Origin of the sequence: Alcanivorax sp. IL3 (assembly GCF_047495465.1) — a bacterium.
Taxonomy (GTDB): domain Bacteria; phylum Pseudomonadota; class Gammaproteobacteria; order Pseudomonadales; family Alcanivoracaceae; genus Alcanivorax; species Alcanivorax jadensis.
Map to the genome: position 1 here is coordinate 1,644,887 of NZ_CP179931.1, position 25,296 is coordinate 1,670,182.

The 25,296-nt window shown below is 58.9% G+C and carries 24 protein-coding genes and 1 tRNA gene; 12 read left to right on the top strand and 13 right to left on the bottom strand.

The features are described 5' to 3' along the window. Positions 1 to 30: 30 nt before the first annotated feature. Positions 31 to 1,431: a tetratricopeptide repeat protein gene (locus ACMG4M_RS07680; protein ID WP_414431075.1), complete on the top strand. Its 1,401-nt coding sequence runs from the start codon at positions 31 to 33 to the stop codon at positions 1,429 to 1,431. On the opposite strand, the gene ACMG4M_RS07685 is transcribed toward ACMG4M_RS07680, so the two are convergent. Further along, entirely contained in the window at positions 1,415 to 2,737 is a 1,323-nt protein-coding gene (locus ACMG4M_RS07685; protein WP_052043037.1) for a rhomboid family intramembrane serine protease, read from the bottom strand. The genes ACMG4M_RS07680 and ACMG4M_RS07685 overlap by 17 nt on opposite strands. Before the next feature lie 170 nt (positions 2,738 to 2,907). Further along, the gene (locus tag ACMG4M_RS07690) at positions 2,908 to 3,381 is read right to left on the bottom strand and encodes a hotdog fold domain-containing protein (RefSeq protein ID WP_035249548.1); all 474 of its coding nucleotides are present in this window, start codon (positions 3,379 to 3,381) and stop codon (positions 2,908 to 2,910) included. 131 nt (positions 3,382 to 3,512) lie between these two features. Here ACMG4M_RS07690 and ACMG4M_RS07695 point away from each other — a divergent pair, with 131 nt between their 5' ends. Together ACMG4M_RS07695 and ACMG4M_RS07700 are read left to right on the top strand one after the other, a co-directional pair. Continuing rightward, on the top strand, positions 3,513 to 6,461 hold the full coding sequence (locus tag ACMG4M_RS07695) for a DUF748 domain-containing protein (RefSeq protein WP_349379951.1): 2,949 nt from the start codon (positions 3,513 to 3,515) through the stop codon (positions 6,459 to 6,461). A gap of 2 nt (positions 6,462 to 6,463) precedes the next feature. Beyond that, positions 6,464 to 7,210: a class I SAM-dependent methyltransferase gene (locus tag ACMG4M_RS07700; RefSeq protein ID WP_035249555.1), complete on the top strand. Its 747-nt coding sequence runs from the start codon at positions 6,464 to 6,466 to the stop codon at positions 7,208 to 7,210. A 97-nt stretch (positions 7,211 to 7,307) separates the two neighbouring features. Here ACMG4M_RS07700 and ACMG4M_RS07705 read toward each other — a convergent pair whose 3' ends face one another. Continuing rightward, positions 7,308 to 9,266, bottom strand: coding sequence for a transglycosylase SLT domain-containing protein (locus tag ACMG4M_RS07705; protein WP_273009461.1), 1,959 nt, complete (start codon positions 9,264 to 9,266; stop codon positions 7,308 to 7,310). A 182-nt stretch (positions 9,267 to 9,448) separates the two neighbouring features. On the opposite strand from ACMG4M_RS07705, the gene ACMG4M_RS07710 reads away from it, so the two are divergent. Further along, positions 9,449 to 10,423, top strand: a complete 975-nt coding sequence (locus tag ACMG4M_RS07710) for a methyltransferase (protein ID WP_272962992.1) — start codon at positions 9,449 to 9,451, stop codon at positions 10,421 to 10,423. Positions 10,424 to 10,517: 94 nt separating this feature from the next. Here the strand turns inward: ACMG4M_RS07710 and ACMG4M_RS07715 are convergent, their stop codons facing one another. Beyond that, the gene (locus tag ACMG4M_RS07715; protein WP_273009459.1) at positions 10,518 to 11,498 is read right to left on the bottom strand and encodes an SDR family oxidoreductase; all 981 of its coding nucleotides are present in this window, start codon (positions 11,496 to 11,498) and stop codon (positions 10,518 to 10,520) included. Positions 11,499 to 11,624: 126 nt separating this feature from the next. On the opposite strand from ACMG4M_RS07715, the gene ACMG4M_RS07720 reads away from it, so the two are divergent. Beyond that, positions 11,625 to 11,698 (top strand) — tRNA-Gly (locus tag ACMG4M_RS07720). Between the two features lie 54 nt (positions 11,699 to 11,752). Here the strand turns inward: ACMG4M_RS07720 and ACMG4M_RS07725 are convergent. After that, on the bottom strand, positions 11,753 to 12,037 hold the full coding sequence (locus ACMG4M_RS07725) for a hypothetical protein (protein WP_035249563.1): 285 nt from the start codon (positions 12,035 to 12,037) through the stop codon (positions 11,753 to 11,755). A gap of 166 nt (positions 12,038 to 12,203) precedes the next feature. Here ACMG4M_RS07725 and ACMG4M_RS07730 point away from each other — a divergent pair, with 166 nt between their 5' ends. Then, positions 12,204 to 12,641, top strand: coding sequence for a translesion error-prone DNA polymerase V autoproteolytic subunit (locus ACMG4M_RS07730; protein WP_035249566.1), 438 nt, complete (start codon positions 12,204 to 12,206; stop codon positions 12,639 to 12,641). Positions 12,642 to 12,646: 5 nt separating this feature from the next. Beyond that, positions 12,647 to 13,918, top strand: a complete 1,272-nt coding sequence (gene umuC, locus ACMG4M_RS07735) for a translesion error-prone DNA polymerase V subunit UmuC (RefSeq protein ID WP_414431076.1) — start codon at positions 12,647 to 12,649, stop codon at positions 13,916 to 13,918. Between the two features lie 22 nt (positions 13,919 to 13,940). Here the strand turns inward: umuC and ACMG4M_RS07740 are convergent, their stop codons facing one another. From ACMG4M_RS07740 to ACMG4M_RS07755, 4 genes are all read right to left on the bottom strand, one after another. Further along, on the bottom strand, positions 13,941 to 15,401 hold the full coding sequence (locus ACMG4M_RS07740) for a DUF3336 domain-containing protein (protein WP_035249570.1): 1,461 nt from the start codon (positions 15,399 to 15,401) through the stop codon (positions 13,941 to 13,943). A 168-nt stretch (positions 15,402 to 15,569) separates the two neighbouring features. Further along, complete coding sequence (locus ACMG4M_RS07745; RefSeq protein ID WP_035249572.1) at positions 15,570 to 15,878, bottom strand: hypothetical protein; 309 nt, start codon at positions 15,876 to 15,878, stop codon at positions 15,570 to 15,572. A 197-nt stretch (positions 15,879 to 16,075) separates the two neighbouring features. Further along, a complete protein-coding gene (locus ACMG4M_RS07750; protein WP_273009453.1) occupies positions 16,076 to 17,104 on the bottom strand; it encodes an AraC family transcriptional regulator in 1,029 nt (342 codons plus the stop codon). A 266-nt stretch (positions 17,105 to 17,370) separates the two neighbouring features. Then, positions 17,371 to 18,072 (bottom strand): SIMPL domain-containing protein, encoded by a 702-nt coding sequence (locus tag ACMG4M_RS07755; protein WP_272974971.1) that lies wholly within the window; start codon positions 18,070 to 18,072, stop codon positions 17,371 to 17,373. A 163-nt stretch (positions 18,073 to 18,235) separates the two neighbouring features. On the opposite strand from ACMG4M_RS07755, the gene apbC reads away from it, so the two are divergent. Beyond that, a complete protein-coding gene (gene apbC, locus ACMG4M_RS07760; protein ID WP_414431077.1) occupies positions 18,236 to 19,321 on the top strand; it encodes an iron-sulfur cluster carrier protein ApbC in 1,086 nt (361 codons plus the stop codon). A 116-nt stretch (positions 19,322 to 19,437) separates the two neighbouring features. Further along, on the top strand, positions 19,438 to 20,007 hold the full coding sequence (gene dcd / locus ACMG4M_RS07765) for a dCTP deaminase (protein WP_035249579.1): 570 nt from the start codon (positions 19,438 to 19,440) through the stop codon (positions 20,005 to 20,007). Positions 20,008 to 20,202: 195 nt separating this feature from the next. Here dcd and ACMG4M_RS07770 read toward each other — a convergent pair whose 3' ends face one another. The 4 genes from ACMG4M_RS07770 to purM are packed head-to-tail and all read right to left on the bottom strand — an operon-like array spanning position 20,203 to position 23,282. Further along, positions 20,203 to 20,916, bottom strand: coding sequence for a DUF3108 domain-containing protein (locus ACMG4M_RS07770; RefSeq protein WP_035249580.1), 714 nt, complete (start codon positions 20,914 to 20,916; stop codon positions 20,203 to 20,205). 2 nt (positions 20,917 to 20,918) lie between these two features. After that, positions 20,919 to 21,593 (bottom strand): DUF3108 domain-containing protein, encoded by a 675-nt coding sequence (locus ACMG4M_RS07775; protein ID WP_414431078.1) that lies wholly within the window; start codon positions 21,591 to 21,593, stop codon positions 20,919 to 20,921. Between the two features lie 7 nt (positions 21,594 to 21,600). Then, positions 21,601 to 22,185 carry a phosphoribosylglycinamide formyltransferase gene (gene purN / locus ACMG4M_RS07780; protein WP_052043050.1) on the bottom strand — a complete coding sequence of 195 codons (585 nt, stop codon included), beginning with the start codon at positions 22,183 to 22,185 and terminating at the stop codon, positions 21,601 to 21,603. Positions 22,186 to 22,238: 53 nt separating this feature from the next. Further along, positions 22,239 to 23,282 (bottom strand): phosphoribosylformylglycinamidine cyclo-ligase, encoded by a 1,044-nt coding sequence (gene purM, locus ACMG4M_RS07785; RefSeq protein WP_035249585.1) that lies wholly within the window; start codon positions 23,280 to 23,282, stop codon positions 22,239 to 22,241. A 213-nt stretch (positions 23,283 to 23,495) separates the two neighbouring features. Here purM and ACMG4M_RS07790 point away from each other — a divergent pair, with 213 nt between their 5' ends. The 3 genes from ACMG4M_RS07790 to ACMG4M_RS07800 are packed head-to-tail and all read left to right on the top strand — an operon-like array spanning position 23,496 to position 25,188. Beyond that, positions 23,496 to 24,494, top strand: coding sequence for a DUF2066 domain-containing protein (locus tag ACMG4M_RS07790; protein ID WP_272962986.1), 999 nt, complete (start codon positions 23,496 to 23,498; stop codon positions 24,492 to 24,494). 3 nt (positions 24,495 to 24,497) lie between these two features. Then, positions 24,498 to 25,121 (top strand): DnaA regulatory inactivator Hda, encoded by a 624-nt coding sequence (gene hda, locus ACMG4M_RS07795; protein ID WP_414431079.1) that lies wholly within the window; start codon positions 24,498 to 24,500, stop codon positions 25,119 to 25,121. A gap of 4 nt (positions 25,122 to 25,125) precedes the next feature. Next, entirely contained in the window at positions 25,126 to 25,188 is a 63-nt protein-coding gene (locus ACMG4M_RS07800; RefSeq protein ID WP_414431124.1) for a hypothetical protein, read from the top strand. The last annotated feature ends 108 nt before the right edge of the window (positions 25,189 to 25,296 follow it).

Sequence of the window (25,296 nt, forward strand, 5' to 3'; positions counted from 1 at the left end):
CGTGCCGGTAGGGAAGGGTAAGGGAGTGACATGGAAGCCTGTAATTATCACCTGAAGAAGCCAGGGAGCTGGCATTGCTCCGGTTGCAGCAAACGGTTTTGTGGGCAGTGTGTGCCGGGTGGAGAAGAGAATTTTCGTCCTGGCTTGCCGCGCTGTGTGTTGTGCAGCCAACAGCTGGACTGGCAGGGCGATGGTGAGCCTGGAACGCCATTCTGGCAACGCTCCGGGGAAATCCTGCAATACCCGCTCAAGCCACCGGCGTTATGGCTGATTCTGTCTCTGGGCATTGCCAGTGTGCTGTCTCTGGGGCTGCTTACGGGCCTGTTGTTATTGTTTCTGGCTCTCACCCTGTTTGTTTATTCGCTGGTAGTGATCGCGGAGGTCGCTGGCGATGACTGGGTACCGCCATCCCCGATGGATGTGATGTCCGAAGGTGGCTTGCTGGTCAAGCAGATCGTCCTGTTGATTACCTTGTTTACGGTGCCCCTGTTGCTGGTTTCAACGTCCATGGTTCTGGCCATGGGGCTGCTGGCCCTGGCTGCGCTGGTGTTGCCGGCGGCGGTGATGATTCTTGCAGTGAGTCGATCTCTGCGCATGGCGTTGAACCCGTTGCGCTGGTTGCAGCTGGTGGTCACTGTCGGGGTGTCCTACCTGCTTTTGTGGTTTGCCGTGATGGCGGTGACGGCTGCTCCGTCGTTACTGCAAACCCAGAGTGATCTTCAGGTGTTGGTATTTCTGGGTACGGCGTTCTCTGCTTATACGACGATTGTTGCCTCTGCCATGATGGGCGCCATGCTCAATGAAAAGGCCCGCGAACTGGGGCTGGCAGAAGATGAGCCCCGGGGGCGTTCCCTGGCTGCGGATGATTTTGATGTGGCAGAAGCGCTGGGTTCTGCCCATATCTATGCTCAGGAAGGGCGTTTTGACGATGCGCTGGGCGTGGTAAATCGTGGCCTCAATGCAGCCCCAATGCACCAGGAACTGAACTGGCGCCGACTGCGTCTGCTGCGCTTGCTGGAAAAAGACAAACCCTGGCAGGCGCATCTTGCCCGTTTTCTTCGCCAGCAATTGGCCAATGGCAACGAGGGTTCCGCTGTGCAGATCTGGCTGGAAGCCCAGCAGCAACAGCCGGGATTCCGCTTTGAAGAAGAAGGCAGTTTGTCTTTGTCGTTGGCCCAGGCGTTGTACGAGAGGGGGCGATTGAAAGAAGCGCAGCATTTGCTGGTAAACCTGCATCAACGAACGCCGGGCTTCCCATTGTTGGGCACGGCCTATGTGCTGTTGGCCCGATTGTATATGGAGCAGCACGGGGATCTGCTCCGGGCGGGCAAGTTGCTGGCCTTTGTGGAAAAGCACTTTCCCGATCAGTTTCAGAGCCAGGAATCCTGCGAAGCCATGCAGGTATTCCAGCGTCTTAAAGCCGCTGGCTGAGCCGTTCCAGGCGAGGGTGCTGCCACTGTTTCTTTTGCAGATCCTGCACGATCTCTCGTACCAGCTTGCTACGCTGCTGGCGCCAGGCCAGCTCTGCCAGCAGCAGTTGGTAGGCGGGAGGCAGGGCACGGATGTCGCCGCCCAGAAATTCGTATTCCTGCCATAGCGCCCCCAGCAGGGCATCACTGCCCTGGCGTTCGCTCAAGGTTTTAACTGCCTCTTTCATGGCCGCATCCAGCTGCTTGCGGCGCAGGCCCATCTGCAGGAAGAAAAACCACAAGGGGCGGCTTTTAGGGTGGTTGACAAGCCATTGGCGGCAGCGGGACTGGGCATCATCAAAGCGTAATTGTTCGGCCAGTTGCTGGCAGATTGCAGGCACCTGAGTGTCATCTCCGTCCATGCCGGGCTGATTGCCTTTCTGCCGGTTCGGTTGCTCGGTGAAAGGAAGCAGGAAAGCCAGAGCCAGCCCGGTCAGCAGGCCGCCGGCGTGGGCCATATAGGCGACGTTGCTGTTCATTGTCGCCGCCTGTATCAGTTCCCAGCCCAGCCATACCGGAAACAGCACCAGTGCCGGTGCCCGGAAGCTACCGAAGAAAAATCCCAGCGTGTAGAAAAACTCCAGCTTGCGCAGACGGAATGTGCCGGCAAACAGTCCCATCAGACCGGAAATGGCGCCAGATGCCCCCACCAGTGGAATGCCGCTGTTCGGAGCGGATGCGATAAACAACAGGCCTGCACCGATGCCACAAAGCAGATAAGCCGGTAGGAAACGCCGGGCACCCCAATGCCGTTCCATGGCAATGCCAAACATGATCAGGAACAGCATGTTGCCGAGAAGATGAAACCAGTCACCATGCATGAACTGGGAGCTGAGCAGGGTGACCAGGCTGGGATCATTGGGAATCAGCCCCCAGCGAATAGTGGATTGCTGATCCATCCAGTCTTCAAGATCGTTGCGAAGCTGGCGCCACTGGTTGGCAGGGGGGTGTTGCTGCCAGTGGTGGTGAACATGCAGGGCGAATGCCTGATCGTACCAGCCGTAGGCCATCATGAAATCCGCGCCCTTGTCGTTCATGGCCACAGCATCGGCATAGGTCCTGCTGTCCTGCTGTGATAGCCACTGCAGCAGCAAATCCACTTCATAGTCCGCCAGCAGATTGGCCTGTTCTGCAGTCAGCGGACCGTCTCTTTGCAGATCCTGGTGGGTGGTCCAGGTATAGACGGCAATATTGATCAGGATCAGCAGAATGCAGATCCAGGGCGTAGTGCGGCGCGCTTCCTTGTCACCGACGGGTACGATAAGCATGTGGTTCCCCCTTTTCCCGGCGACTAGTGTAGCGTCATCCTTGCAGGCGGGGGAGGGCTGTCAGAGCGCTGCGGGTTCAGAACGAAAGAAGCCGCGCCCAAATGCCTGGACACGGCCTCATACAGTGACGCAAACACGGCCCCAGCTCGGGAACCGTTAACTATTCACTGTTAACTGCTTTTAGCGGGTTTCTCACTGATCCACAGATTGATGGTGCCTTCCACTACCACGGTGCCATCGTCGCGCATGGCTTTGACGGTGACGGGAAGGTTGCCGGGTTTCCAGTCTTCCGGATTGGCTTCGGCGGTGGCAGTAATATCGCTGGTGGCCTTGGCGGTATAGTTCACATCCATGCCTTTGGGAATCCAGCGCAGGTGCTTGGGCACAGAGGATTCCGCCATGGCGCCCATGGCACATTCCAGTGCGTTGCAGATGGCGATCACGTGCACTGTCTGGATGTGGTTTTCCACACCTTTACGTTTCTTGAACTTTACCTCACAAAAGTTGGGGCGAAGTTCGCTGATGATCGGGGTAATAGTGGCAAAGTAGGGGGCTTTGCGGCTGAACACCATGGAAAACAGCTTGCGGCCGGCGGGCAGCTTCAGGGCTTTTTCGTACATGTTCAGAAGGTAGTTGTCGCTCATGGCAGGACTCCTGTGCAAGATGCGCCCATTTTCCATAGCCACCATGGCGGCGCAATGGGTTTGGAGCGCCAGCGGGGCGCGCAACTGCTACCATGGCGTCAAAATCGGAGCGTCTTGATAGGGAGACAGATGTGAAGGTGTTACAGGCCTGGAAAAGCAGTAGCTGGAAAGTGAAAACCCTGATTATTCTGGCTAGCCTTTATCTGCTTTACGCCTTGTTTGGCTTTTTCCTGGCGCCGGGACTGGTCCGGGATAATGCCAGCAAGGCACTGGCGGATCTGACTGGTCGGCAAGTCACCATTGATGAGGTGAAGATCAATCCTCTGGTGCTGAGCGCCACGGTGAATGGTTTCTCCATCCAGGATGACCAGACAGAGGTATTGCTAGGCTTCAACCAGCTGTATGTGAATTTCCAGTTGTCTTCCCTGTTCCGCTGGAGCTGGCATTTTGATGAAGTCATGCTCGATGCATTGACGGTGCGTGCCCAACGCAATCCCGGTAACACCTTCAGCTTTGATGATGTGTTGACCCATATCCAGGAGCAGCTTGCCCAGGCTCCGGAAGAGGAAGCTCCGGAGCCGGAGCAGGAGCAGGAGGAGCCTGGCTTGCCGGCCATTTCCATTGCCAGCCTCAGCCTTGCCGCCGGCGATCTGCGTTTTACCGAGGCCTCCGGCGACGAGCCGGAAAAGCTGGTGTTGCCACTGGCTTTCACGGTGAGCAATTTTTCTACCAAGGGCAAAGGTGAAAACAGCAATGACTACGCGATTCGTCTGGAGGGGCCGGACGGTGGCGCACTGGATTGGCAGGGTCGCTTTGAATTCACTCCCTTCATCGCGCGGGGACACTTGAGTGTGGAAAAGGTCGACCTGGTGCCCCTGGCGCGGCTGCTCAAGAATGAAGTCCGCTTTACCGTGCCGTCCGGCGAACTGGATGTGGAAACCGCCTATCATTTTGCTGCGGAGCCGCAACCGAAGGTAGTGCTCAGTGATGGCCAGATGGTATTACGACAGCTTCAGCTGCTCAAGCCAGGTGAAGACTCCCCCAGCGTGTCGCTGCCGCAAGTCAGTGTTGAAGGGGTGGAGCTGGATTCCCTGGCACAGAAGGTCAACGTTCCCAAAGTGACCGTCACTAATCCTGAGCTAGGCGTGGTGCTGAATGAACAGGGCATCGACCTGGCGACGCTATTTTTGCCGTCGGACCGGGAAGCCGCTGAAGAGCGGGTGGAGGAAGTAAAGGAAAAAGCCGAGCAGGCGGCCCAGAAGGTGCAGGAAGGCAAGGCTGACTGGATCGTGCGGCTGGACACCCTGCAAGTGGACGGCAGTGGACTGCGCTTTACTGACCGTACTCTGCAACCTGCTCAGGCCTTGACCCTTTCGGACGGTCAACTGACCTTGAAAAACCTTATTATCGGTGAGCCTGCTACCTTCACTTGGGAAGGTAGCAGCAAGATCCAGCAAAGCGGCACACTGAAGCATTCCGGGGAAGGCAATCTGACCCCCTTCAGTGTTGATGCCCAGGCGGCCTTGCAAGGATTGCCGTTGGTTCCCTTTTCGCCCTGGCTGGAACGCGAGGCGCCGCTGGTTCTGGCCGACGGGGTTTTGTCTGTGGATACCCGCGCCAGTGTGAAAGGTGAGAACACGGCGGTCACCGTCAGCGCCAATGCGTCCCTGGAAAACTTCAGTTTGCTGGAGAACGGCGAATCCCTGCTCAAGATCAACCAGGGCAGCGTGACGGATCTGTCGTTGGCCTCTGCCGGGCAGACGGTACGTATTGGGGAAATCGGCCTTACCGGCATGGATATGGCCAATCGGGTGGATGCCCAGGGCCGGGATGTGGCCACACGGATTCAGGCGGGCATGGCTTCCGGTGATGCCAGCGGTAGCGGCAGTGATACGAGCCAGGGTGAGCAGGGTAAATCTTGGCAGGTGACGGTGGATCGAGTACGTCTGGTTGGCAGCCAGATCCGCCACGAGGACTTGTCGCTCAGTCCTGATTTCCGCATTGGCCTTTATGAGCTTTCAGGGAACCTGCGCAATCTGGATACCCGCCCGGGCAGAAAGGCCACCATGGATCTGAACGCCCAGGTGGATCGTTATGCGCCGTTCAGCATCAAGGGCGCGCTGACGGCGGAGCCTCTGTTCACTGACTTGAACATTTCCCTGAAGAATTACGAAATGACTGGCCTGACCCCCTATACGGGGCAATATCTGGGTTACAAGGTGGAGAAGGGCCAACTCGGCGTGAACTCGGGCGTGTCCATCGACAACAACCGGCTTAGCAGCAACACGAATATTCTTGCCGATGAATTCTACCTGGGAGAAAAAGTGTCCAGTGATACGGCGGTGAACGCGCCTGTGAAACTGGGGTTGTCGGTGCTGCGTAACCGTTCGGGGAAGATCACCCTGCCGGTCGCCATGGACGGGGATCTGAATGATCCGAGCTTTAGCGTTGGAGGCATGGTGCTCAAGGTGTTGAGCAACGTTGTGGTGAAGGCGGCGACGGCACCGTTCTCTGTGCTGTCGGCGCTGGCGGGCGGCAAGAACCTGGAGAGTATTGCTTTTGAGCCGGGGCTGGCAGCAACTGGTCAGGACACGGCTTCTTCCCTGGAGGCGCTGGCCAAGGTGCTCAATGAGCGCCCGGAATTGCGTGTGGGGCTGATCGGTACCACCAACGCTGAGGATCGCACCGCCCTGGCTGCGCAGGCCATCGGCCGCGAGGTGGCAGACGAGGACTGGCAGGGTATTGATGATGCCTTGCAGGAAAAGAAATGGCGCCGAAAATTGATTCGTCGCTATGAATCCAGCACCGATCGGGATGTGGAAAGTCTGGTAGGCAACGCGCTTCCCGAGGATGACGAGCAACGTGAAACGGTACTGGCCAAAGCCGCCTGGGAGACCATGCTGGCAACCGATACCAAGGCCCTGGACCGGGCTCAGCTCACAGAACTGGCACGCCTGCGAGGGGAAAATGCCAAGGCGATGCTGGTGCAGACACTGGGTATTGAACAGAGCCGGATTTTCCTGAACGAAACCAATGTCGATGGCAAAGTAGCTGGCCTGACTCTGACCCTGGAAAAATAAGTGTGGCGCTAATCTGGAAAACCGAGCTGCAGGGGGTGCATTACGAAGTGCGCCGTGCCGGTCGAACCCTGCGGCTTTATGCCAATGGCGTACAACACTCCGAGTTTCACCCCAAACGCCTGCTCACCGGCAGTGTCTGGGATCTGCTCTGGTTGCCGGCCCTGCTGCACGAGCCCTCCCGGTTCCGACGGGTGCTGGTGCTGGGCCTGGGGGGCGGGTCGTTGATCCCGCCCATTCGCCAGTTACTGAATCCTGAAACGCTGGTTGCCGTGGAGCTGGACGCTGCCCACTTGCAGGTGGCCCGTGAAGTGTTTGGCATGGACGCTTTCGGCGTGGAGACCTATGAGGGCGATGCCCAGGCATGGCTGCAGGCGTATCAGGGGGAACCGTTCGACCTGATCATCGAAGACCTGTTTGCGCCCAGCAATCAGCAAGTCAGCCGGGCGGTGCCGGCGGACAAGGCGTGGCTGCAATGCCTGGCGGACAATCTGTCGGCCAGCGGTACCCTGGTGATGAACTTTGGTGACTGGAAGGAATACCGGGAAAGTCCCGCTGCCACGGATGAAGCCATGGCTGGCTATGCCAGCCGTTTCCGGCTGTCATGCAGTGACTGCCACAATGCGATTATCGCTTTTACCCGGGAACCGGCCCGCAGTATTCATCTGCGCAGAAGGGTAGAAGCCACCAAGTCCCTCAGCACCCGCGATGCTCGCGCCCGGCTGGATTACCACATCCGCCAGCTGGATTGAGAAGAAACCAGCTACTAGCTACGAGCTGCGCGTAAAAACCTAAAAACAGGTTCTTTTACTGGAAGCTAGTAGCTCGTAGCTAGAAGCTCATATCCTTTCAATCCAGCATCGATACCGAATACAGATCCTGGCTTTCCTTTTCGGTGAGCAGTTGTGAGGTGCGTGCCTGGTTGTCGTGTAGCCCAACAAACAGGGCCCGATAGGTGAGCACGGCCTGGACATAATCCCGGGTTTCCCGGAAGGGAATGGATTCAATCCAGACATCGGCGGGCACCGCCTCGTCCTCTTCCCTCAACCAGTTGTTCACCCGATGCGGACCGGCGTTATAGGCCGCCAGAGCCAGTACTCGGTTGCCTTTGAACTCGTCCAGCAGCTCCGCCAGATAGCGGCTGCCGAGCTGGATATTCAAGTCAGCGTTTTGCAGGGTGTTGGTGGTGGGGCGGCCCAGGTTGGCATCTTTGGCAACCTTGCGGGCGGTGCCCGGCATCAGTTGCATCAGCCCCATGGCGCCGACAGGTGAACGGGCCTGGGGATTGAAGGCACTTTCCCGCCGAGCCACGGCCATGGCCAACCAGGGGTCCAGATCATGCCTTTGTGCTTGCTGTTCAAACTCGCGCTGATAGGCAGGCGGGAAACGCCAGGCGAGAACATCCCAGGCCTTGGCCTGGATAGATGCCTGTACCGCCAGATCGTACCAGTGTTGCTCCAGCGCATGCTGGGCAAGCTGGCGGACGTTGGCATCATCGTTGTGCCACATCAGCCACAGCCATTCCTGACGGGCCGCGTAATCCTCGTTCAGCTCGCGCAGCAGGCGTACACGGGCGATAGCCTGAGGGGGAGTGAAATCCGCGGACGGTTGCACCTGGGCATTGGAGAAATGGTAGGGCTCGCCCAGGCGGTCGGCGGCCATAAAGGCAAAGAAGTTTCTGTGTCTGGAGGCTTGCCGGTAGAGGGCACGGGCCTGGTCAGGCTGGTTCAGTTCTTCCAGTGCCCGGGCGCGCCAGTAGAGCCAGCGCGAATCCTGCTGTTCGCTATCAGGTAAACGGGTAATCCACAGTTCCGCGCTGTCCCAGTCCTGTTCGATGATGGTGCGGCGGGCACGTTGGTCCAGCAGCTCCGCATCCGGATTGACCGTCAGCCAGTTGTCCAGCCATTGGCGGTTTTCTTCAATACCTCGAATGGTGGAATACCAGGCGATGCGCCGGCCGGCGTCTTCCCGCATGGCGTCATCGCGAAGGCCTTGACGGCGACTGTGGTCATCGAACCATTGCCGTGCCTTAACGGTGTCCTTGTAGGCCCAGCGATGTATAGCGGCGGCCAGCAGTTGCTGACGCTGTTCCGGTTTGATGTTGGTGGGCAGGTTGTCCACCTTGTCGGGATGTCGATAAAGGGTTTCCAGCCAGTCACTGGCGGTGTCGTAATCCGTATCCTCGAGTTTTCTGGCCAGGTAACGAACCAGGCCATGGCTGTTGGCCTTGAAGGCCAGCAGCTGTCTTTCCCAGATTGCCGCATCATCAATGACGCCGCCTGCCTGGGCCTGATCAAACAGGGGATCACACTGATTTGGGCGTGACTGGCCGCTGGCCCAGATGTCGGCAGCGGCTTGCAGGGCACTGTCGTCACCGTTGGCCAATTTGGCCTGGTAGTAATAACACTGACGCGCGGTGGCTGAAGGCTCGTTGCTGTTGACGGCCAGCAGGGCGTCCCATTTCTCCACCTTGCCATAAGCCACGTTGGCCAGCTGGCGAATGTCGTTTGGCAGCGGGGAATCGGGATAGCGCCGGGCGTAGTCGTTTATCTTTTCCGGGGCCAGGTCGGGCAGGGCCGCGCGCAGCCTATGAAAATCCAGATAGGCTTGCAGGGGGTGATCATCGCCCAGCTGTTTTTCCAGTCGGGTCAGAGTATTCCAGTCATCATTGCGTGCTGCGTCCAGTGCCTGGCGGAAGACGCCGCTATCCGTAGCGGCGGCTACCAACGAAGAAAACAGGCAACAGCTAAACAGTGCCACAGCGCGAAAATAGGTTACAGCGCGAATGCAGGGTGCAGCGCTAACCATTTGAGCCTCCACATCGTCGGGTCAACGTTCCAATTCTACCGGTGCGGCAGACTCTTTGGCGTGCGGAATGTGTAAAACTTGCAGGCTGGTACAAAAGTCTGAGAGTGCGTTATGCCTGACATGAAAACGCCTGCTGCTCTATACTGCGGCGCACTTTACTCCGCCGGTTCGGGCTTGCTGCTATGGAAAACACGACACAATTGCTACTGCGCCAGGCTGGCGCTCTGTCGGGCCGTCAGGTGCTGGTGATCGATGCCAACGACCCGGCGTTGAAAAGCCTGGATGTGGATGCCCAGCTGCAGTTGCATGCGGATGATTTCACCGTGGGCGCCCAGCAATGGGCGCCGGCACCGACGGTGCCACCCGAGGTGGACCTGCTGGTGTTGCCTCTGCCCAAATCCATCGACCGCTTGCGGTTTTTGCTCAACTGGCTGGCTGGCGAAATCAGTCAGCCGGTGGAGTTGTGGCTGATCGGGCCGGCGAAGGGCGGCATCCGCGGGGCACTGAAACATCTGCAGGCACATGTGGATGATGCGGTACTGGTGGATAGTGCCCGCCATTGCAAGCTGTATAGCGGGCAGCTACAGCCGGGAGAAACGCAGACCCTGGCGGCCTGGGGAGAGGTGATTCCGGTGGGTGAGCTGGAAATCGTCAGCTACCCGGGCGTATTCAGCCATGGCCGTCTGGATGAGGGCACCCGGTTGTTGCTGGATCTGATGGCAGAACACCGCTTGCCCAGACGGGGAAGCATGATCGACATGGGCTGCGGTGCTGGTGTGATCAGTGCCAGCCTGGCCAGCCAGGGGTGGAAGGTGCAGGCGGTGGACGTGAGTGCCTGTGCGGTCGCTGCGACAACTGCGAGCCTGGCTCGCAACAGCTTGCAGGGCCGCGTGACTGGCGGCGATCTGTTTTCCCCACTGGCCGGCCGGGTGGACATGATCGTGACCAACCCGCCGTTCCATGACCGGCGCCAGCGTACCACCGATATCACCCGCCGATTGATCGCCGAGGCGCCAGCCTATCTGAACAAGGAAGGGGTAATGTGGTTGGTGGCGAACCGCGAGCTGCCTTATGCCCAGTGGCTGGACGATGCTTTTTCCCATGTGCAGGTGGCAGGGGAAACCACGCGTTTTCGGGTATACCGGGCGGTGGTCTAAATCAGGAAAAGGGCATTGCCGGGCAGATGTCTTTTCCCGGTAACGGTTTTCTGCAGGCGCCATGCTTGTGCATGGCGAACCACCCACTTCGTTCTTACAGGCGTTGTTCCTGCACCATCCAGCGAATACAGTTTGCGATCATGGTGGCCAGTGGCACCTGATCGTTAAAGCCTAATTCCTGGACGGCTTTACTGCCGTCGGCATGTACCCGGCTGGTGACCAGCGCCACTTTTTCCGGTGTCAGCCGAGGCTCATTACCGGTAAACAGGCTGCCGATGGGGTATAGCTGTCCGGCCAGTTTCAATACCGCCGGGGGCACGGTTCGCGACGGGGCTTTTTTACCGAGCTGTCCGGCAATGGTCTGTACCAGTTCCAGAAAGCTGGCTTCCACCCCGGCCAGGATATAGCGCTCGCCGCATTGGCCGCTTTCCAACGCCGCCAGGTGTGCTTTGGCCACCTCTTCAACGGCACAGAAGTTGCCCCCGCCCGGTGGCACCCCTGGCAGCTTGCCGTCCTGGATCAATTTGATCATCTGCGACCAGTTATGGGTGTCACCGGCGCCGATAATGCCGCAGGGATTGAGGATCACCGCGTCCAGACCCTGCCGGATACCGTTCTCTATTTCCTGCTCGGCGAGGTACTTGCTGCGGTTGTAGCCGATCCAGTCGTTAGCTGCATTGGAGGGCGTCTGTTCGTTGATGGGGGTGTCCTGAATGCCCCAGGCGGAGATTGAGGAGGTATGGACAAATCGGCCCGCCACGTTTTTCAGTGCCGCGCTGACCATGGCCCGGGTGCCCAGTACGTTATCTCTGTACTGTTGCGCGTTGCCACGCCGCCACAGGCTGGTATTGCCGGCCACGTGAAAGACGGCATCCGGCGCTGCCGGCATCACCAGTGCCAGTTCGGTGGCATTATCCAGCGGAGCCTGTACGACCTGAACGCCTTTGGCCTGAAGCGCCGCGGCATCGCTGCGTGGCCGTATAACCGCAGTGACGTCCCAGCCTTTTTCCAGCAGCTGGTCGACGATGTGTCCACCGAGAAACCCCCGGGCCCCACTCACAAATGCCATTGGCATGGCCACGCTCCTCTTTGTCATTCTGATCTGTCCCGCAGTGTAACCTCAAACCCGTCATGATGGCGTATCTGCTTACATCAGCGCTGGCCAAGGCGCATCCTTTTGACTATATTGCCGGTTGTTCAAGCGGGTGTAGTTCAATGGTAGAACGGCAGCTTCCCAAGCTGCATACGAGAGTTCGATTCTCTTCACCCGCTCCATATCAAAAAAAGCCACCCATCGGGTGGCTTTTTGTTTTTCCGGATCCGGCGTTTTCAGATCGGGTAGGCAAGAAACTGTCCGCCCAGCCGGAACAGCACCTGCACCTGCATGCCATCCTCCATGTCCATGGCAGCGTCCCGTGCCAGCATGATGTAAGGGTAGCGGTGAGCCCAGGCACAAGGCTTCACATAATGGGGAAAGGACGGGTCGGGTGCATCGGCGACAAAGCTGTCACTTTCCCGATGATAGAGCACATATCCCTGAAACGCGGCGCTGGCCGGCAGCCCCATTTCTTCCAGAAAGTCGGACATCCAGCCCGGGTTACCTTCAAGCATCATGACTACACCCTGATGACGGCATTGTTAGTCCAACCCTAAGGCAGCCATGGCGGCGTTTGGATATGCCTTTCTTTGCGTTTTGTTACCTTGCTGTGTGTTCTGTCAGTGCCGGTATCGATGGTGTGGAAATGTCATTTAACTGTACATAAAGACAGTATTTGATAGCATGGCTCCATCGTTATCTTTCCTGTGGTGTCCCATGACTGCGCTGCCTTTTTTCTCCGAACGTGTTGCTGCCGGTTTTCCGTCCCCGGCCCAGGGCTATATGGAGGCGCCGCTGGATCTGAACCAGCTATGCATTGGCCAGCAGGAGGCCACCTTTCTGCTTCGGGTAGAGGGGGACTCCATGCGGGAAGCGGGGATTTTCCCGGACGATATTCTGGTGGTGGACCGCTCCCTGGAGCCATCTCACGGTGATGTGGTGGTGGCGTCGCTGAATGGGGAGTTCACTGTGAAGGAGTTGCGGCTGCGGCCACAGCCCATGCTGATGCCACGTAACCCCCGCTATGCAGCGATACCGCTGGCGGATCAGGAGTGGGAGTTGTTTGGTGTGGTGACATTTTCCCTTCATGCACACCGGCCGGTGGCCCGGCCCCGGCGGTGAGTGCCATGTTTGCTCTGGTCGATTGCAACAGTTTCTATGCCTCCTGTGAGCGCGTTTTCCGGCCGGATCTGGCAGGGCGGCCGGTGGTGGTGCTATCCAATAATGACGGCTGCATCGTGGCCGGTTCTGCCGAGGCCAAGGCGCTGGGGGTGAGAACCGGCATGCCATTGTTCGAGGCTCGGGATCTGATTCGCAAGCACCGGGTCGCGGTGTTCTCCTCCAACTATGTGCTCTACGGGGATCTCTCCCGGCGGGTGATGGCGTCACTGGCTACCCTGGTGCCGGCGGTGGAGGTGTACTCCATTGATGAGGCCTTTCTGGATCTGTCCCTGATGCGACCTGAGGAGCTTAAGCCGCTGGGGTTGGCCCTCCGCGAACGGGTAGGCAAGTGGGTGGGTGTGCCGGTGTGTGTGGGAGTGGCTCCCACCAAGACCTTGGCCAAGCTGGCCAACCATGCTGCCAAGACGTACCCGCAGACCGGGGGCGTGCTGGTGCTGACAGATCCGCGGTGGCGCGAGCGGTTGCTGGCACGTACACCGGTCTCGGCGGTCTGGGGTATCGGTCGGCGCCTCGGGCAGCGTTTGAATAATATGGAGATCGAGACGGCTCTGGATCTGGCCCGTGCCGACTATCGTCTGATCCGCAAGCGGTTCTCGGTGGTTCAGGAGCGGGTAGTACGGGAGTTGAACGGCGAGAGTTGTCTGCCCCTGGAAGCCCGGCAGGAACCCCGTCAGCAGATTATCCATTCCCGCTCTTTCGGTGAGCCGGTGGCATCGCTGGCAGCGGTGCGGCAGGCGGTCAGTGATTTCACCGCCCGGGCGGCGGAAAGCATGCGGGCAGAAGGGCTCAGTGCCGGTGCCATCAGCGTTTATCTCCGCACAGCGCCGATGGGCAAGCCGCAGCAGTTATTCCCCGATTCTGGCCGAACAAGTCTGTCGCCAGCCACGGTAGATACCCGGGTGATGGTGCACCATGCGGTGGAGATGGTAACGGCCCTCTGGCAGGCCGGTTATCGCTATGGCAAGGCGGGCGTCATGCTGACGGACCTGGGCCCGGCGGGGCGTGAGCAGGTCACCCTGTTTCGGGAAGACGAAAACGCGGAGAAAGGGAACGCGTTAATGCAGGTGATGGATACCATCAACCGCAGCGGCAAGGGCAAGGTATGGCTGGCGGGTCGGGGAATGAACCAGAATGAACGGTGTGTCTGGGCCATGCGCCGAGCCCATTTATCGCCGGCCTATACCACCCGCTGGGCCGATCTGCCCCGGGCTCGATGAGCCACGGGGCAGAGGGTAGGGCTCAGACGGCGGTCATCGGTACCTGTTCGAGCATGCGTTCCTCGATACGGTCCAGGCGGGCGCGACAGTCGCGGAAGGTGCGGCTGATGGCGGTGGTGTTGGCCACCATGCCGAGCTTGGGCCAGGTCGCCTTTTCCCCTTTGCGGATGTAGTTGCGAACATCCTGCAAGGTGGGGTTATTAAGCACTTTGAAGGCATTCATGGGCTGGCGTGGCGGGATCATGTTGATATCGCCGATATACTTCTGGGTGACCATGCTCTTGGCCTTGTCGAACATCAGCCCCACGTCGTTCGATTCCACCCTGCGCTGAATCAGTTGCAGGGCGTAGCGCAGATTCATGGAGACATTTTTCAGCCCCCAGTCCGCCAGGGTGCTCATTGAGCTGTCGGTATTTTCGTTACGCGACAGGAATGGCACCACATGGGGGTTGGTCTGGCTGACGATGGAATGGTTGACGCCATAGAGTCGGGACAGGCGGCGGATCGGCAGGTCGTCGACGATGGAGCCATCCACGAACTTGCGACCAGGAATGTAGGGCACCCGCTCGCCATCAATATTCTTGGCCCACAGGGAAACCGGTGGATAGATGCCGGGAATCGCGCAGGAAGCCAGTGATGCCTTGCGGATCAGCACATTGGGCGAGGTGCGCCAGTTGAGCAGACGGGCATGCTGATTACGGTCGTAAGGGCTGACGGTAATGTTGATTTCGCGGCCGGTGTGCCGGTAGGCCTCCTCGAAGGTCATGTCGAGGATGTTTTCTTCCAGGCAGGCTTCCAGGTGGTCGCCATCCAGCACCGGGGTGCCACGGATGATGCCCTTCCAGCCCAGCACCTTGAAGGCTTCCAGGTAGATGTTTTCCGGTTCCAGCTTGAGTTTCAGTTCTTCATCGTTGTGGGTGCCCACAACGGAGGCAATGATGCTGCCGGCACTGGAGCCGGAGATCACCGAAGGTAGCAACCCCTGTTCCCACAGGCAGCGGGCCACACCGATATGAAACAGACCCAGAGCGGCGCCACCGGAGAGCATCAGACAGCTCTGGCCGAAGGCCTGGCCGGTGGTTTCGAAGAAATCCAGTTTCTCCTTGAGCCCGAACTCCTTGAAATTGGTGTCGCACAGGTAGTTCAGGGCGATGGTGACTTCTTCGAGATAATTCTCGATCAGGCGTTTGGTGCCCACGCGAGTTTGTTGATAGAGGCGCGGGTTGGAAATGTTGCCCAGATTGCCATGCAGGCCTTCGTGCAGGTGAAACACCAGCTTGTTGACGTCATTGCGTTCACGGGCCTGGCGAATCTGCCACAGGCGATTGCGGATCAGCTCGTAGTCATAATGGGGGGAGCGATCAATTTCTTTCCATTCGTCCGCACCGGAAAGACGGTCGTGTTCGCGGCTGGCTTCGTACCACTCTTCGTAGGTTTCAGCGTGCTCGATGGCCCGATCCAGTTGTTTGAGAGTGCCTTTCATGCAGGTCTCCGCTCATTGTTGTCATTAGCTGATGTCAGTATAGCCATGACCCATGGGGAGAATTAAGGCTTTGTAGGACAAAAAGAACGCGGCCGAAAAGAAAAGGCCGCGTTTATATGGGCAGAATTGCCTAACAGGCGATCAGCGCAAGCTGATGGGGTGGGGCAGTTAGCCGGGCAGCGCCCGTGCCACATCTTCCAATACCCGGATCATATTCATGGCCCGGAATGGATGGGACAGGGTAAAGGGAGCGTCGGGCCGGTCCTGGGAGCTGGGATAAACCAGGATGCAGGGTTTGTCACTCTTGCTGGAGGTGGCGCGAGGGCTATCTTTGGCGGTCACCAGCAGTACGTCGGCCTGACCCGGGTCGGCATTCTCCCAGATGACACTGCAGCGGCCATTGATGATGCCCATCATGGAGACAAAGGCGCTGGCTGAGTCATGGGTGAGGCCGCTGACGGAAATTTTTCGGTTCATGGTGCGTCCCTGTAACGGTTCCCGAAACCGGCATAGCCGGTGGTTTGAGGGAACTTCGTGATCCCTTGGGAACTGTTGTAGTCAACCGCTGGCGGTATGGGCAAAGCGATAACGACCAGCGGCGGTGAGGTAGACACTGAACGGGGCTATAAGTAAATGCGCATAAGAGAAAGCCGACAAAGCGTGTAAGTGATTTCCTACAAATCCGGCTTTTGTTGGGTGCGAAACTGGCCAGGGGTCATCCCCGTATGTCGCTTGAAGCTGCGTTGAAATGACCGAATATCCGAGTAGCCCAGGGCTTCGGCGATTTCTGCCTGGGGGGCCGGGCTCTGGCAGAGTAATTGCCGGGCCTGATGCAGTCGCACCTGGTCCAGCAGTTTCTGCCAGCTGTGGCCTTCATCGGCGAGCCGACGGTGCAGGGTGCGCACGTTCATACCCAGCCGTTCGGCGATGGTTTCCTTGCGCGGCAGGGAATGGCCAATGGCATCCTGAATGCACTGTTTTACCCGCTGGGCCAGGCTGGTTTCCACGCCCAGCTGGTGAAGCTGTTGAATGGCGTGGGCTTCCAGGGTCGACAGCAATAGCGGGTCCGGCTGGCGAATCGGTTGTTCCAGCAGGTCCGGCGGACCGATCAGGGCAGAGCAGGGTTGCGCGAACCGCACCTCGCAGAGGAACACCCGCTGGTATTCCTCCACCAGTGCGGGGCTGGGTCGGGGATGTTCCAGCCAGACTTCGGCGGGGGCCAGTTGGTCATTGCCGGTCAGCCAGCGGGCGTAGCGGATCCAGGAGCCCAGCACATTGTCTATCAGGTGTTGGCGAGCGGGTTGTTGTCTGTAGCGACAGTCCCAGCGAATGGCGGCCTGGTTGTCGTCAATGCGGGTGTCGGTGGTGCCCATATCGCCCACCAGCTTTTCATAGAGGCTGACCTTGGACAGGGCTTCCTGGAGAGTGCCGGCACTCATGGCGATGTAACCCATCACATTATAGGAGCCCGGCTGGACAAACTCGGAGGTGTGCAGGCCGAAGAGCGGGTCGCGGGAGTGATCAATCAGAGTGTGCAGCAGCGTCTGGAAGCTGACACCGGGAATGCGAGCGTCCGGCTGGCGGACCCGTTCCGCATCCAGCGCTGCGGTATCCAGCGCCGCAGCGATATCCAGCCCCCGGGCTTCACCGTGGGCAAGATACTGCTGCAGCGCGGCGCTGCAGATCTGACCGAGGCGATCCATTAGGGCCTGCTCCCACTAATTCCGTGGCCCCTGCTGGAGTCATTTTTTTGTCCAGTCGTTCCAACCGGTGCGCGGTGTAGTTGTTCTACATAAGTAACGGTTGGGGCTGCTGGACGGAAAAAGGGCCCAGCCCTTCGGGTTGAGGCCCAAAATGCGCCACTCGTTGTTGCTCGTCGTTCATTTGGAGACACCAAACATCTCTCCTCGCGCCTAGATTGGCGCATTTTGGGCCGCAACAGGGGCCTCGGAATTAGTGGGAGCAGGCCCTAGTCCAGTTCGAAGGTGATCTGGACCCGGGCGGTGATATCGGTTTCGCCGGGCCGGTAGCTGTCGGCGTTACCGCTTTTCTCGCTCCGTGCCATCATCATTACCGGTTGCGGGGGCTGGAAATCCTGGGCCTGGATCTGGATAGCCTTGCCAAGCTCCCGGTCAGCGGCCTCGGCGATGATGCTGGCCCGCTGGCGGGCATCTGCCACCGCTTTCTCCAGAGCCTGATTGGCCAGCTCGTCGGCGTTGCTGACTTCGGTGCCGGCCGGGCGAATATCCCGCAAACCTTGCTTGGCCAGGCCGTCGAGCAGCTGGGTATAGGTGTCCAGGCCATTGGCCCGGAAGGTGACGTCACGGCTTACCTGATGGCCGATCAGTTTACGCTCCGGCTGGTATTGCCATTGCGGCTGAACGCGCAGATCGCTGGCGCGCACCTGTTTTTCCTCAATATCCAGGTCGTCCGCCAGGTCGAGCATATCGGCTACGGTGTCGTCGACGCGGGATTTCATGGCGGCAATGTCGTCGCCCTGTTCGCTGGCAGTCGCTACCACGCGGAAAATATCCGGTTGCGCTGAGATGTCGCCACTGCCGGACACGGTGATGCTGTCAGGTCCGTGATTGATAAGATGGGGGGCATCGTTGCAGGCTGTCAGGCTCAATGCTCCCAGGGCGATTAGGGATGCGGCGGTGATGCGTTTCATGGACTCTCCTTGTACTGCCGTGCAATCGGCACTCTATTTTGCGCATTTACAGCGGGATAACCACCCCATGGTTCGCGTTTGTGCAACGAATAACTTCCGCGAAGGTGGCTTGGTTGTTAACGGCTTAGCCCCTATCATCGCACCTCTCGAAACGGAGGCCATTATGAGTTCAGCCGAGCAACGCATTCGACAGCAACTGGGCGGTTTTATTCCCGACGATCTGGGTGTCAGCCTGACGTCCGTGGATGCCATTGAATCACTGACTGTGGATGACAGCACCGTCCACGCCCGAATCGTTCTTGGTTTTCCGATTGACGGTATCCGTGAGCACCTAATGACCCAGATCCGGGAGCATGTGAGCGAGGTGCTGGGAGGGCGTGAGCTGGCCCTGGATCTGACGGCGAAGATTATTCCGCATCGCGCTCAGAGCAGCTTGCCGGCCATGGACCAGGTGGCCAATGTGATTGCCATCGCTTCTGGCAAGGGGGGCGTTGGCAAGTCCACCACGGCAGTGAATCTGGCATTGGCCTTACAGGTGGAAGGCGCCCGGGTGGGGCTGCTTGATGCGGACGTATTCGGCCCTAGTCAGCCGCTGATGCTGGGGTTGCCAGACGGTACCCGCCCGGAGGTACTCGAAGGTAAGTACTTTGTGCCGGTGGATGCCTATGGTTTGCAGACCATGTCCATGGGCTATCTGACCACCAAGCAGACCCCAGTGGTCTGGCGTGGCCCGAAAGCCAGTGGTGCTCTGGTGCAAATGATGGAGCAGACCCGTTGGCATCATCTGGATTATCTGCTGGTGGATTTGCCGCCAGGTACCGGTGATATCCAGTTGACTCTGGCCCAGAAAATTCCGGTGGCCGGCGCGGTGGTGATTACCACGCCCCAGGACATTGCCCTGCTGGACGCCATCAAGGGCGTGGAGATGTTCCGCAAGGTGGATATCCGCGTGCTGGGCATCGTTGAGAACATGGCGGTGCATATCTGCAGCCAGTGTGGCCATCATGAGCATGTGTTTGGCCAGGGCGGTGGAGAAAAGATGGCCAGTGAGTATCACACCGAAGTGCTGGCGGCCCTGCCGCTGTCCTTGCGTATCCGCGAACAGGCAGACAGCGGTGAACCGATGGTGGCGGCCTGCCCGGACAGCGAGGAGGCAGGCCTGTACCGCCAGGCTGCCCGTCGGCTGGCAGCGAGACTGTCACTGACGGAAGGCGGCAAGCGGGCGTTTCCCAAGGTGACGCAGCATTGAACAAACGCCACATGTCGGGGCCGAATTAGCGGCGCCCCACATCTGGCGCCCGGCGTTCGGCGTCTATACCATTATCTGCTTGAACGCCAACCACCCCGGAATTTTGAGGCGCAACAATGACGATTAAATCGGATCGCTGGATTACCCGCATGGCCGCCGAGAAGGGCATGATTGAGCCCTTTCAGAGCGGACAGATCCGCGCGGATGAAAATGGCGAAAAAATGATTTCCTATGGTGTGTCCAGCTACGGGTACGATGTGCGCTGTGCGGATGAATTCAAGGTGTTCACCAATATTCATTCCGCTACGGTAGACCCGAAGGCTTTCGATGAGCGCAGCTTCGTGGACATCAAAGGCGACTACTGCATTATTCCGCCTAATTCCTTTGCGCTCGCACGAACTGTGGAATACTTCCGCATTCCCCGTAATGTGCTGACCATCTGTCTGGGCAAGTCCACCTACGCCCGCTGCGGCATTATCGTCAATGTGACGCCGCTGGAGCCGGAGTGGGAGGGCCATGTGACCCTGGAGTTTTCCAACACCACTACGCTGCCGGCAAAAATTTATGCCCACGAAGGTGTGGCGCAGATGTTGTTCTTCGAGTCCGATGAGGTGTGTGAAACGTCTTATATGGATCGGGGCGGGAAATACCAGGGCCAGCGCGGTGTCACCCTGCCACGGGCCTGAAGCCAGCTTCTAACCTTGTCGTAGGCGTGTCGATAGCAGGGTCGGTCAAAAAAATTCACCACAGAGAGCACAGAGCACACAGAGCAAACCCTTTCTTTCCTTCAGTGATATCTGTGCCCTCTGTGGTAAATCCGTCTTTTCAGGCGTTGGACTATCGCGCCGCCAGCGACGCTCCTACAGAGGGGGGGCGGGCTGCTAGGACGACGGCGGCAGATCCGGGCCGTCGTAATCAATCATGATCAATTCTGCCTTGAGCAGGGTGCTTTCAATGTGCCTGGCCTTGACCACCATGTAGTCCAGGCTTGGCGCCACCCAGAACAGGGTGCGACGTTTCTCCTTGCTGTCCCCTTCGCGCTTTTTTTCCACCAGCAGGGTGTCGATTTCGCCCATGGGCGTATCGATCACTTCCCGGTCGATGATCTCGAAATGATGGGTGCGCAGCTTGTCACCGTAGACACTGGTGACTTTGTAGGCCTTGTCACCGGTAGCAAACACACAACGCCCGCGCAGCAGAATGGTTAGCTCGTCCAGGGTGTTTTCCGGAATTTCCAGGCTTTCCTGATCGTCCTCGGATTCGTTGTGGACCATGGGTGGGTTCCACTGGAAATCCATATGGTGGTAGCGGTGTTGGCCGAAGCCCTTGAATTCATGGACATACTGGTTGGTGCGGGGCTGACAGTCGCGCCAGTGGAAATAACTCTCTTCGGTGTTGGTAAGCAGAAAGGATTTGGCCTTCAACAGCATGCGGTAATAGTCTTTGCCTTCAGCCGGTTCCAGTACCAGGTCGGCCTTGACCGGGGTGGGCAGCTTGTTCACATAAATGCGGAATTCGGCCGCAAAAGGAGCCAGTGGTTCGGCACCGGCTACGCTGCTGGCGGCTACCAGTAAGGCAAGAATAATCCGTCGCACCGTTAGTCTCCCTCGATAGATTGCAGCTTCATCACGTGGTCGCCATCACTGTTTTCCTGCAGCAGTTGGACGAGCAGATAATCATGCTGCGGTGCAAACCACATGTAGGTCTGCCGTTTGCTGTTGGTGCCGCGCTGGCGCTGTACTTTTACTGTCTCTACCTGCTTGCCGTCAATATTCAGATGTTCCTCGCCGACTACACGGTAGCGGTGTGCTTCCATGGAGCGCTCATCGGCAACCTGCAGTTTGATGTCACGCTGGCCTGCCTGAAGAGAGCATTGCAGGGCCAGAGAGACGGAGAGTTCGTCCGTGGCTTGATCTGTGATCGGGTAGTTGCGCGTGGGTTTATCCGTGCGTTCACTGGCGGCGACCCCGGCCTCCCGGTCCAGATGTAGTTTGGCTTCCTTGACCCGCCCCAGGCCACGACGGTAGTAGCCATAGAACGTGCTTTCGGGAATACATTGTTGCCAGTCGAACAGGGTGGTTTCGCGGATTTCGCCCAGCCAGTTTTTGGCCTGCACTTCCATTTTCCACAGGCCGTCCTGCATGAGTTTCAGGGTACGTGTGGCCGTAACGGTGAAAGGAATGCCTTCACTCTTCAGACTGTAATCCAGAGAAAAAGGCGCAACCGGTGACGCAGCATGGCTGGCCGGAGCCATCAGGGCCAATGTCAGCAACAGACTGCTAGACCAGTTGAAACCCCTGTTCGGGGAGAGGTTTGGCATCCAGCATGACTCCGTTTTGATTCAGTTCCAGGCGCTGTTCAGCACGCCATTGCAACACCAGAGGATAAAGCAGGTGTTCGCGTTGTTGTACGCGTTTGGACAAGGAATCAACGGTATCGTTCGCAAGGACGTCCAGCGGGGCCTGGGCGATCAGCGGGCCGCCATCCAGTTCTTCGGTGACGAAATGGATGGAGCAGCCATGCTGTTGATCGCCGGCTTCCAGAGCGCGGGCATGGGTATGGAGCCCTCGGTACTTGGGCAATAGAGAGGGATGGATGTTGATCAGCTGGCCGGCATAGTGGCGGACAAACAGCGCAGAGAGAATGCGCATGAAACCGGCCAGGACCACCGTGCCGGGCTGGTAACGGTCCAGGGTGGTGATCATTGCCTGGTCGAATGCTTCCCGGCTGTCGTACTGGCGATGATCCAGTACTTCGGTGGCAATGCCGGCATGCTGGGCACGGCTCAGGCCACCGGCATCGGCACGGTTGGACAGTACCACTGCGATTTGTGCATCCAGGCGGCCACTATCAATGGCCGCCATGATGGCCTGCAGATTGGTACCTGAGCCGCTGATCAGAACAGCAAGGCGGTGCGTCACTCTGCCAGGCCTTCCAGCACCACTCCCGGTTCCCCTTCGCCGGCCTGGATTTCACCCATCAGGAAGGCGACTTCGCCTTCGGCTTCCATCAATGCCAGGGTGGCATCCACCTGATCCGCCGGGACGGCGATGACCATGCCGACACCACAGTTAAAGGTGCGGTACATCTCGAAAGCCGGGACCTGGCCTTCTTGCTGCAACCACTTGAATACGGCGGGGAATTCCCAGCTACGGGTGTCGATAACTGCACGGGTGTTGTCCGGCATCACCCGGGGCAGGTTTTCCGGCAGGCCGCCGCCGGTGATGTGTGCCAGGGCATGCACGGGCACCTGCTCGATAAGTTTCAGCAGGGGTTTGACATAGATGCGGGTGGGTGCCAGCAGATGCTCCATCAGGGGCTGGCCTTCCAGCTCGATGTTGATATCGGACTGGGCCATGATGCGGCGAATCAGCGAATAGCCGTTGGAGTGGGGGCCGGAGGACGCGAGGCCGATGAGTTTGTCGCCGGCCTGGAGCTTGCTGCCATCCAGCACGCCATCTTTTTCCACCACGCCGACACAGAAGCCGGCCAGATCGTAATCCTCGCCCTCGTACATTCCCGGCATTTCTGCGGTTTCACCACCGATCAGGGCACAACCGGCCATTTCGCAGCCTTCACCGATGCCAGTGACAACGCTGGTGGCGGTGTCCACATCCAGTTTGCCGGTGGCGTAATAGTCGAGAAAGAACAGGGGCTCGGCGCCACCCACGATCAGGTCGTTGACACACATGGCCACCAGATCGATGCCTACCTTGTCGTGGCGACCGGTATCAATGGCCAGGCGCAGCTTGGTGCCAACCCCGTCGGTACCGGCTACCAGAACCGGGTTCTTGTAGCGGCTGGGCAGCTCGCAGAGGGCGCCAAAACCGCCCAGACCGCCCAGCACCTCGGGACGGCGGGTGCGTTTGGCCACGGGGGCGATACGTTTTACCAGCTCGTTGCCAGCGTCGATATCGACACCGGCGTCACGGTAAGTCAGCGGCCGTTTCTGATCGGTCATGGGGGGCTCCGGATTGGTGAAGGCGCGTATTTTAAGGGTGAGGGGGCTATCTTTCCAGCCAAACCGGCAGAATTGCCGCTGGCGACGCGCCTCACGCGGTGCCAGTAGAAATCCTTTGCGCGATTGCACTCTCTCTGCTTTCAGTCGTCTCGCGTCCCGGCGGGTTATCAGTGATAATAGCGCGCTTGAATTTTCAGGTTGGAATGGGCGGTCATGCGTTTTCTTGGAATGGTGGCATTGTTGTTGGGGTTGGCCCTTGTGGCCCAGGCAGAGTCTCTGAATACAGTGGAGCTGACGGTGGAAAGCCGTGGCGAGGCTCAGCGCCAGCAGGCTCTGCAGCAAGGGCTGAAGGACATGCTGGTGCGCCTGAGTGGCAAACAACAGGTGCTTGAGCAGCCGGTATTAGAGCAGGCTCTGGCGCAGCTGGATCGTTGGGTCACTCGCTACGATTACGACGGTGATCAACTGATGGTCCGCTATGACACTCGCGGCTTGATGGATTTCATGGCGGCAGCAGGGGCGCCGGTATGGGGCTTTCCCCGTCCTAAGGTGTTGATCTGGTTGGTAGAGCAGGGAGCCGGCCGTGGAGACATGGTGGCGGGAGAGCATGAACTGCGCGACCACCTGGTTGGCGAAGCCCGGCGTCGGGGGCTTTCCCTGGTAGTGCCCGAATGGGACAGCCAAGACCGCAATGCGGTCACCGTAGCGGATGTCCGCGGCCGTTTCGATAATCAGTTGCTGTCCGCTTCCGACCGTTATCCCCATGAGCTTGTTGTCGCTGCCGTCTTATATGAAGGCTCGCCGGCCACGGTGAGCTGGCGTGTGCTTCAGGGCAAGAAGACCTTGGACCAGGGCCGTGAGAAAAGTGCCTCCGCTGAGCAGGCGGTGACGACGCTGGTGGATGCGGTGACCGATCAGCTCGCCCAACGTTATGCGGTGGCCAGCAGCGCTTCCGAGCGGCTCACCTTGTTGGAGGTCGAGCAGGTGGAAACGCTCGCTGATTGGCATCAACTCCAGGCTTTCCTGGCAGGGCTGAGTGGTATGCGGGCCGTTTCGCTGGTACAGACCACTGATCAGGGCGTGACTTTCGGCCTGGATTTCGGTGCCAGCGATTCCCAGCTACGTAGCCTGCTGGAGCTTTCCCGACAATTGCGCCCCTGCCCGGACGAGTCGGTCGCCGGGCCGCAGTGGCGCTACTGCTGGCGTTCCTGATCCATGAGCGCACAGCTGCCCCTGGCGCTGCAATTGCGTGAGGGAAATAACCTCTCCAACTTCCTTTCCGGCCCCAACGGGGCCGCGCTGGCCGGTGTCCGTGAAGTGGTGCTGGGTGCAGACCGGCAGGCCTTTATCTGGGGCGGGGAACAGCAGGGCAAGAGCCACCTGCTGGAAGGGGCGGTTCGTCTGGCCCAGCAGCAGGGCATGGATGCTTGCCTGTTGCCTGCCAGCGAGCTACTGCCGCTGGTGCCGGCGGTGCTGGAGGCCATGGAACAATTCGATCTGTTGGCGCTGGATGATTGTCAGCGCTTTGCCGGCGATCCGGCCTGGGAAGAAGCCCTGTTTCACCTTTACAACCGTCTGATGGCGCAGGGCGGGCGCCTTCTGGTGACCGCCAATGCCTCTCCGGCCGCTGCCGGCCTGTTGCTGCCGGATCTGGCCACCCGCTTGGCCGCCGGGCCGGTATACAGGCTTGGCCCTTTGGAAGATGGTGATATGCAAAAAGTGTTGCAAGAGCGAGCCAAGGCCCGTGGGCTGCGGATTGAGCAGGATGTAGCTCACTATATCGTGTTGCGCAGCGAGCGCAGCCACTGGGGCGCTGATGGCGCTGCTGGACCGCCTTGACCGTATGGCCCTCGCGCAACAACGCTCGGTCACTATTCCCTTTGTCAAGGATGCGCTGGGGTGGTAAAAAGGGTCGCTTAACGAAGAAGCAACAGTTTGCTACGCAAGTAACCGGTATATTGATGATTCATTACATCAGGTTACGTTTCCGGCAATCTGAGTATTGCCGGATTTT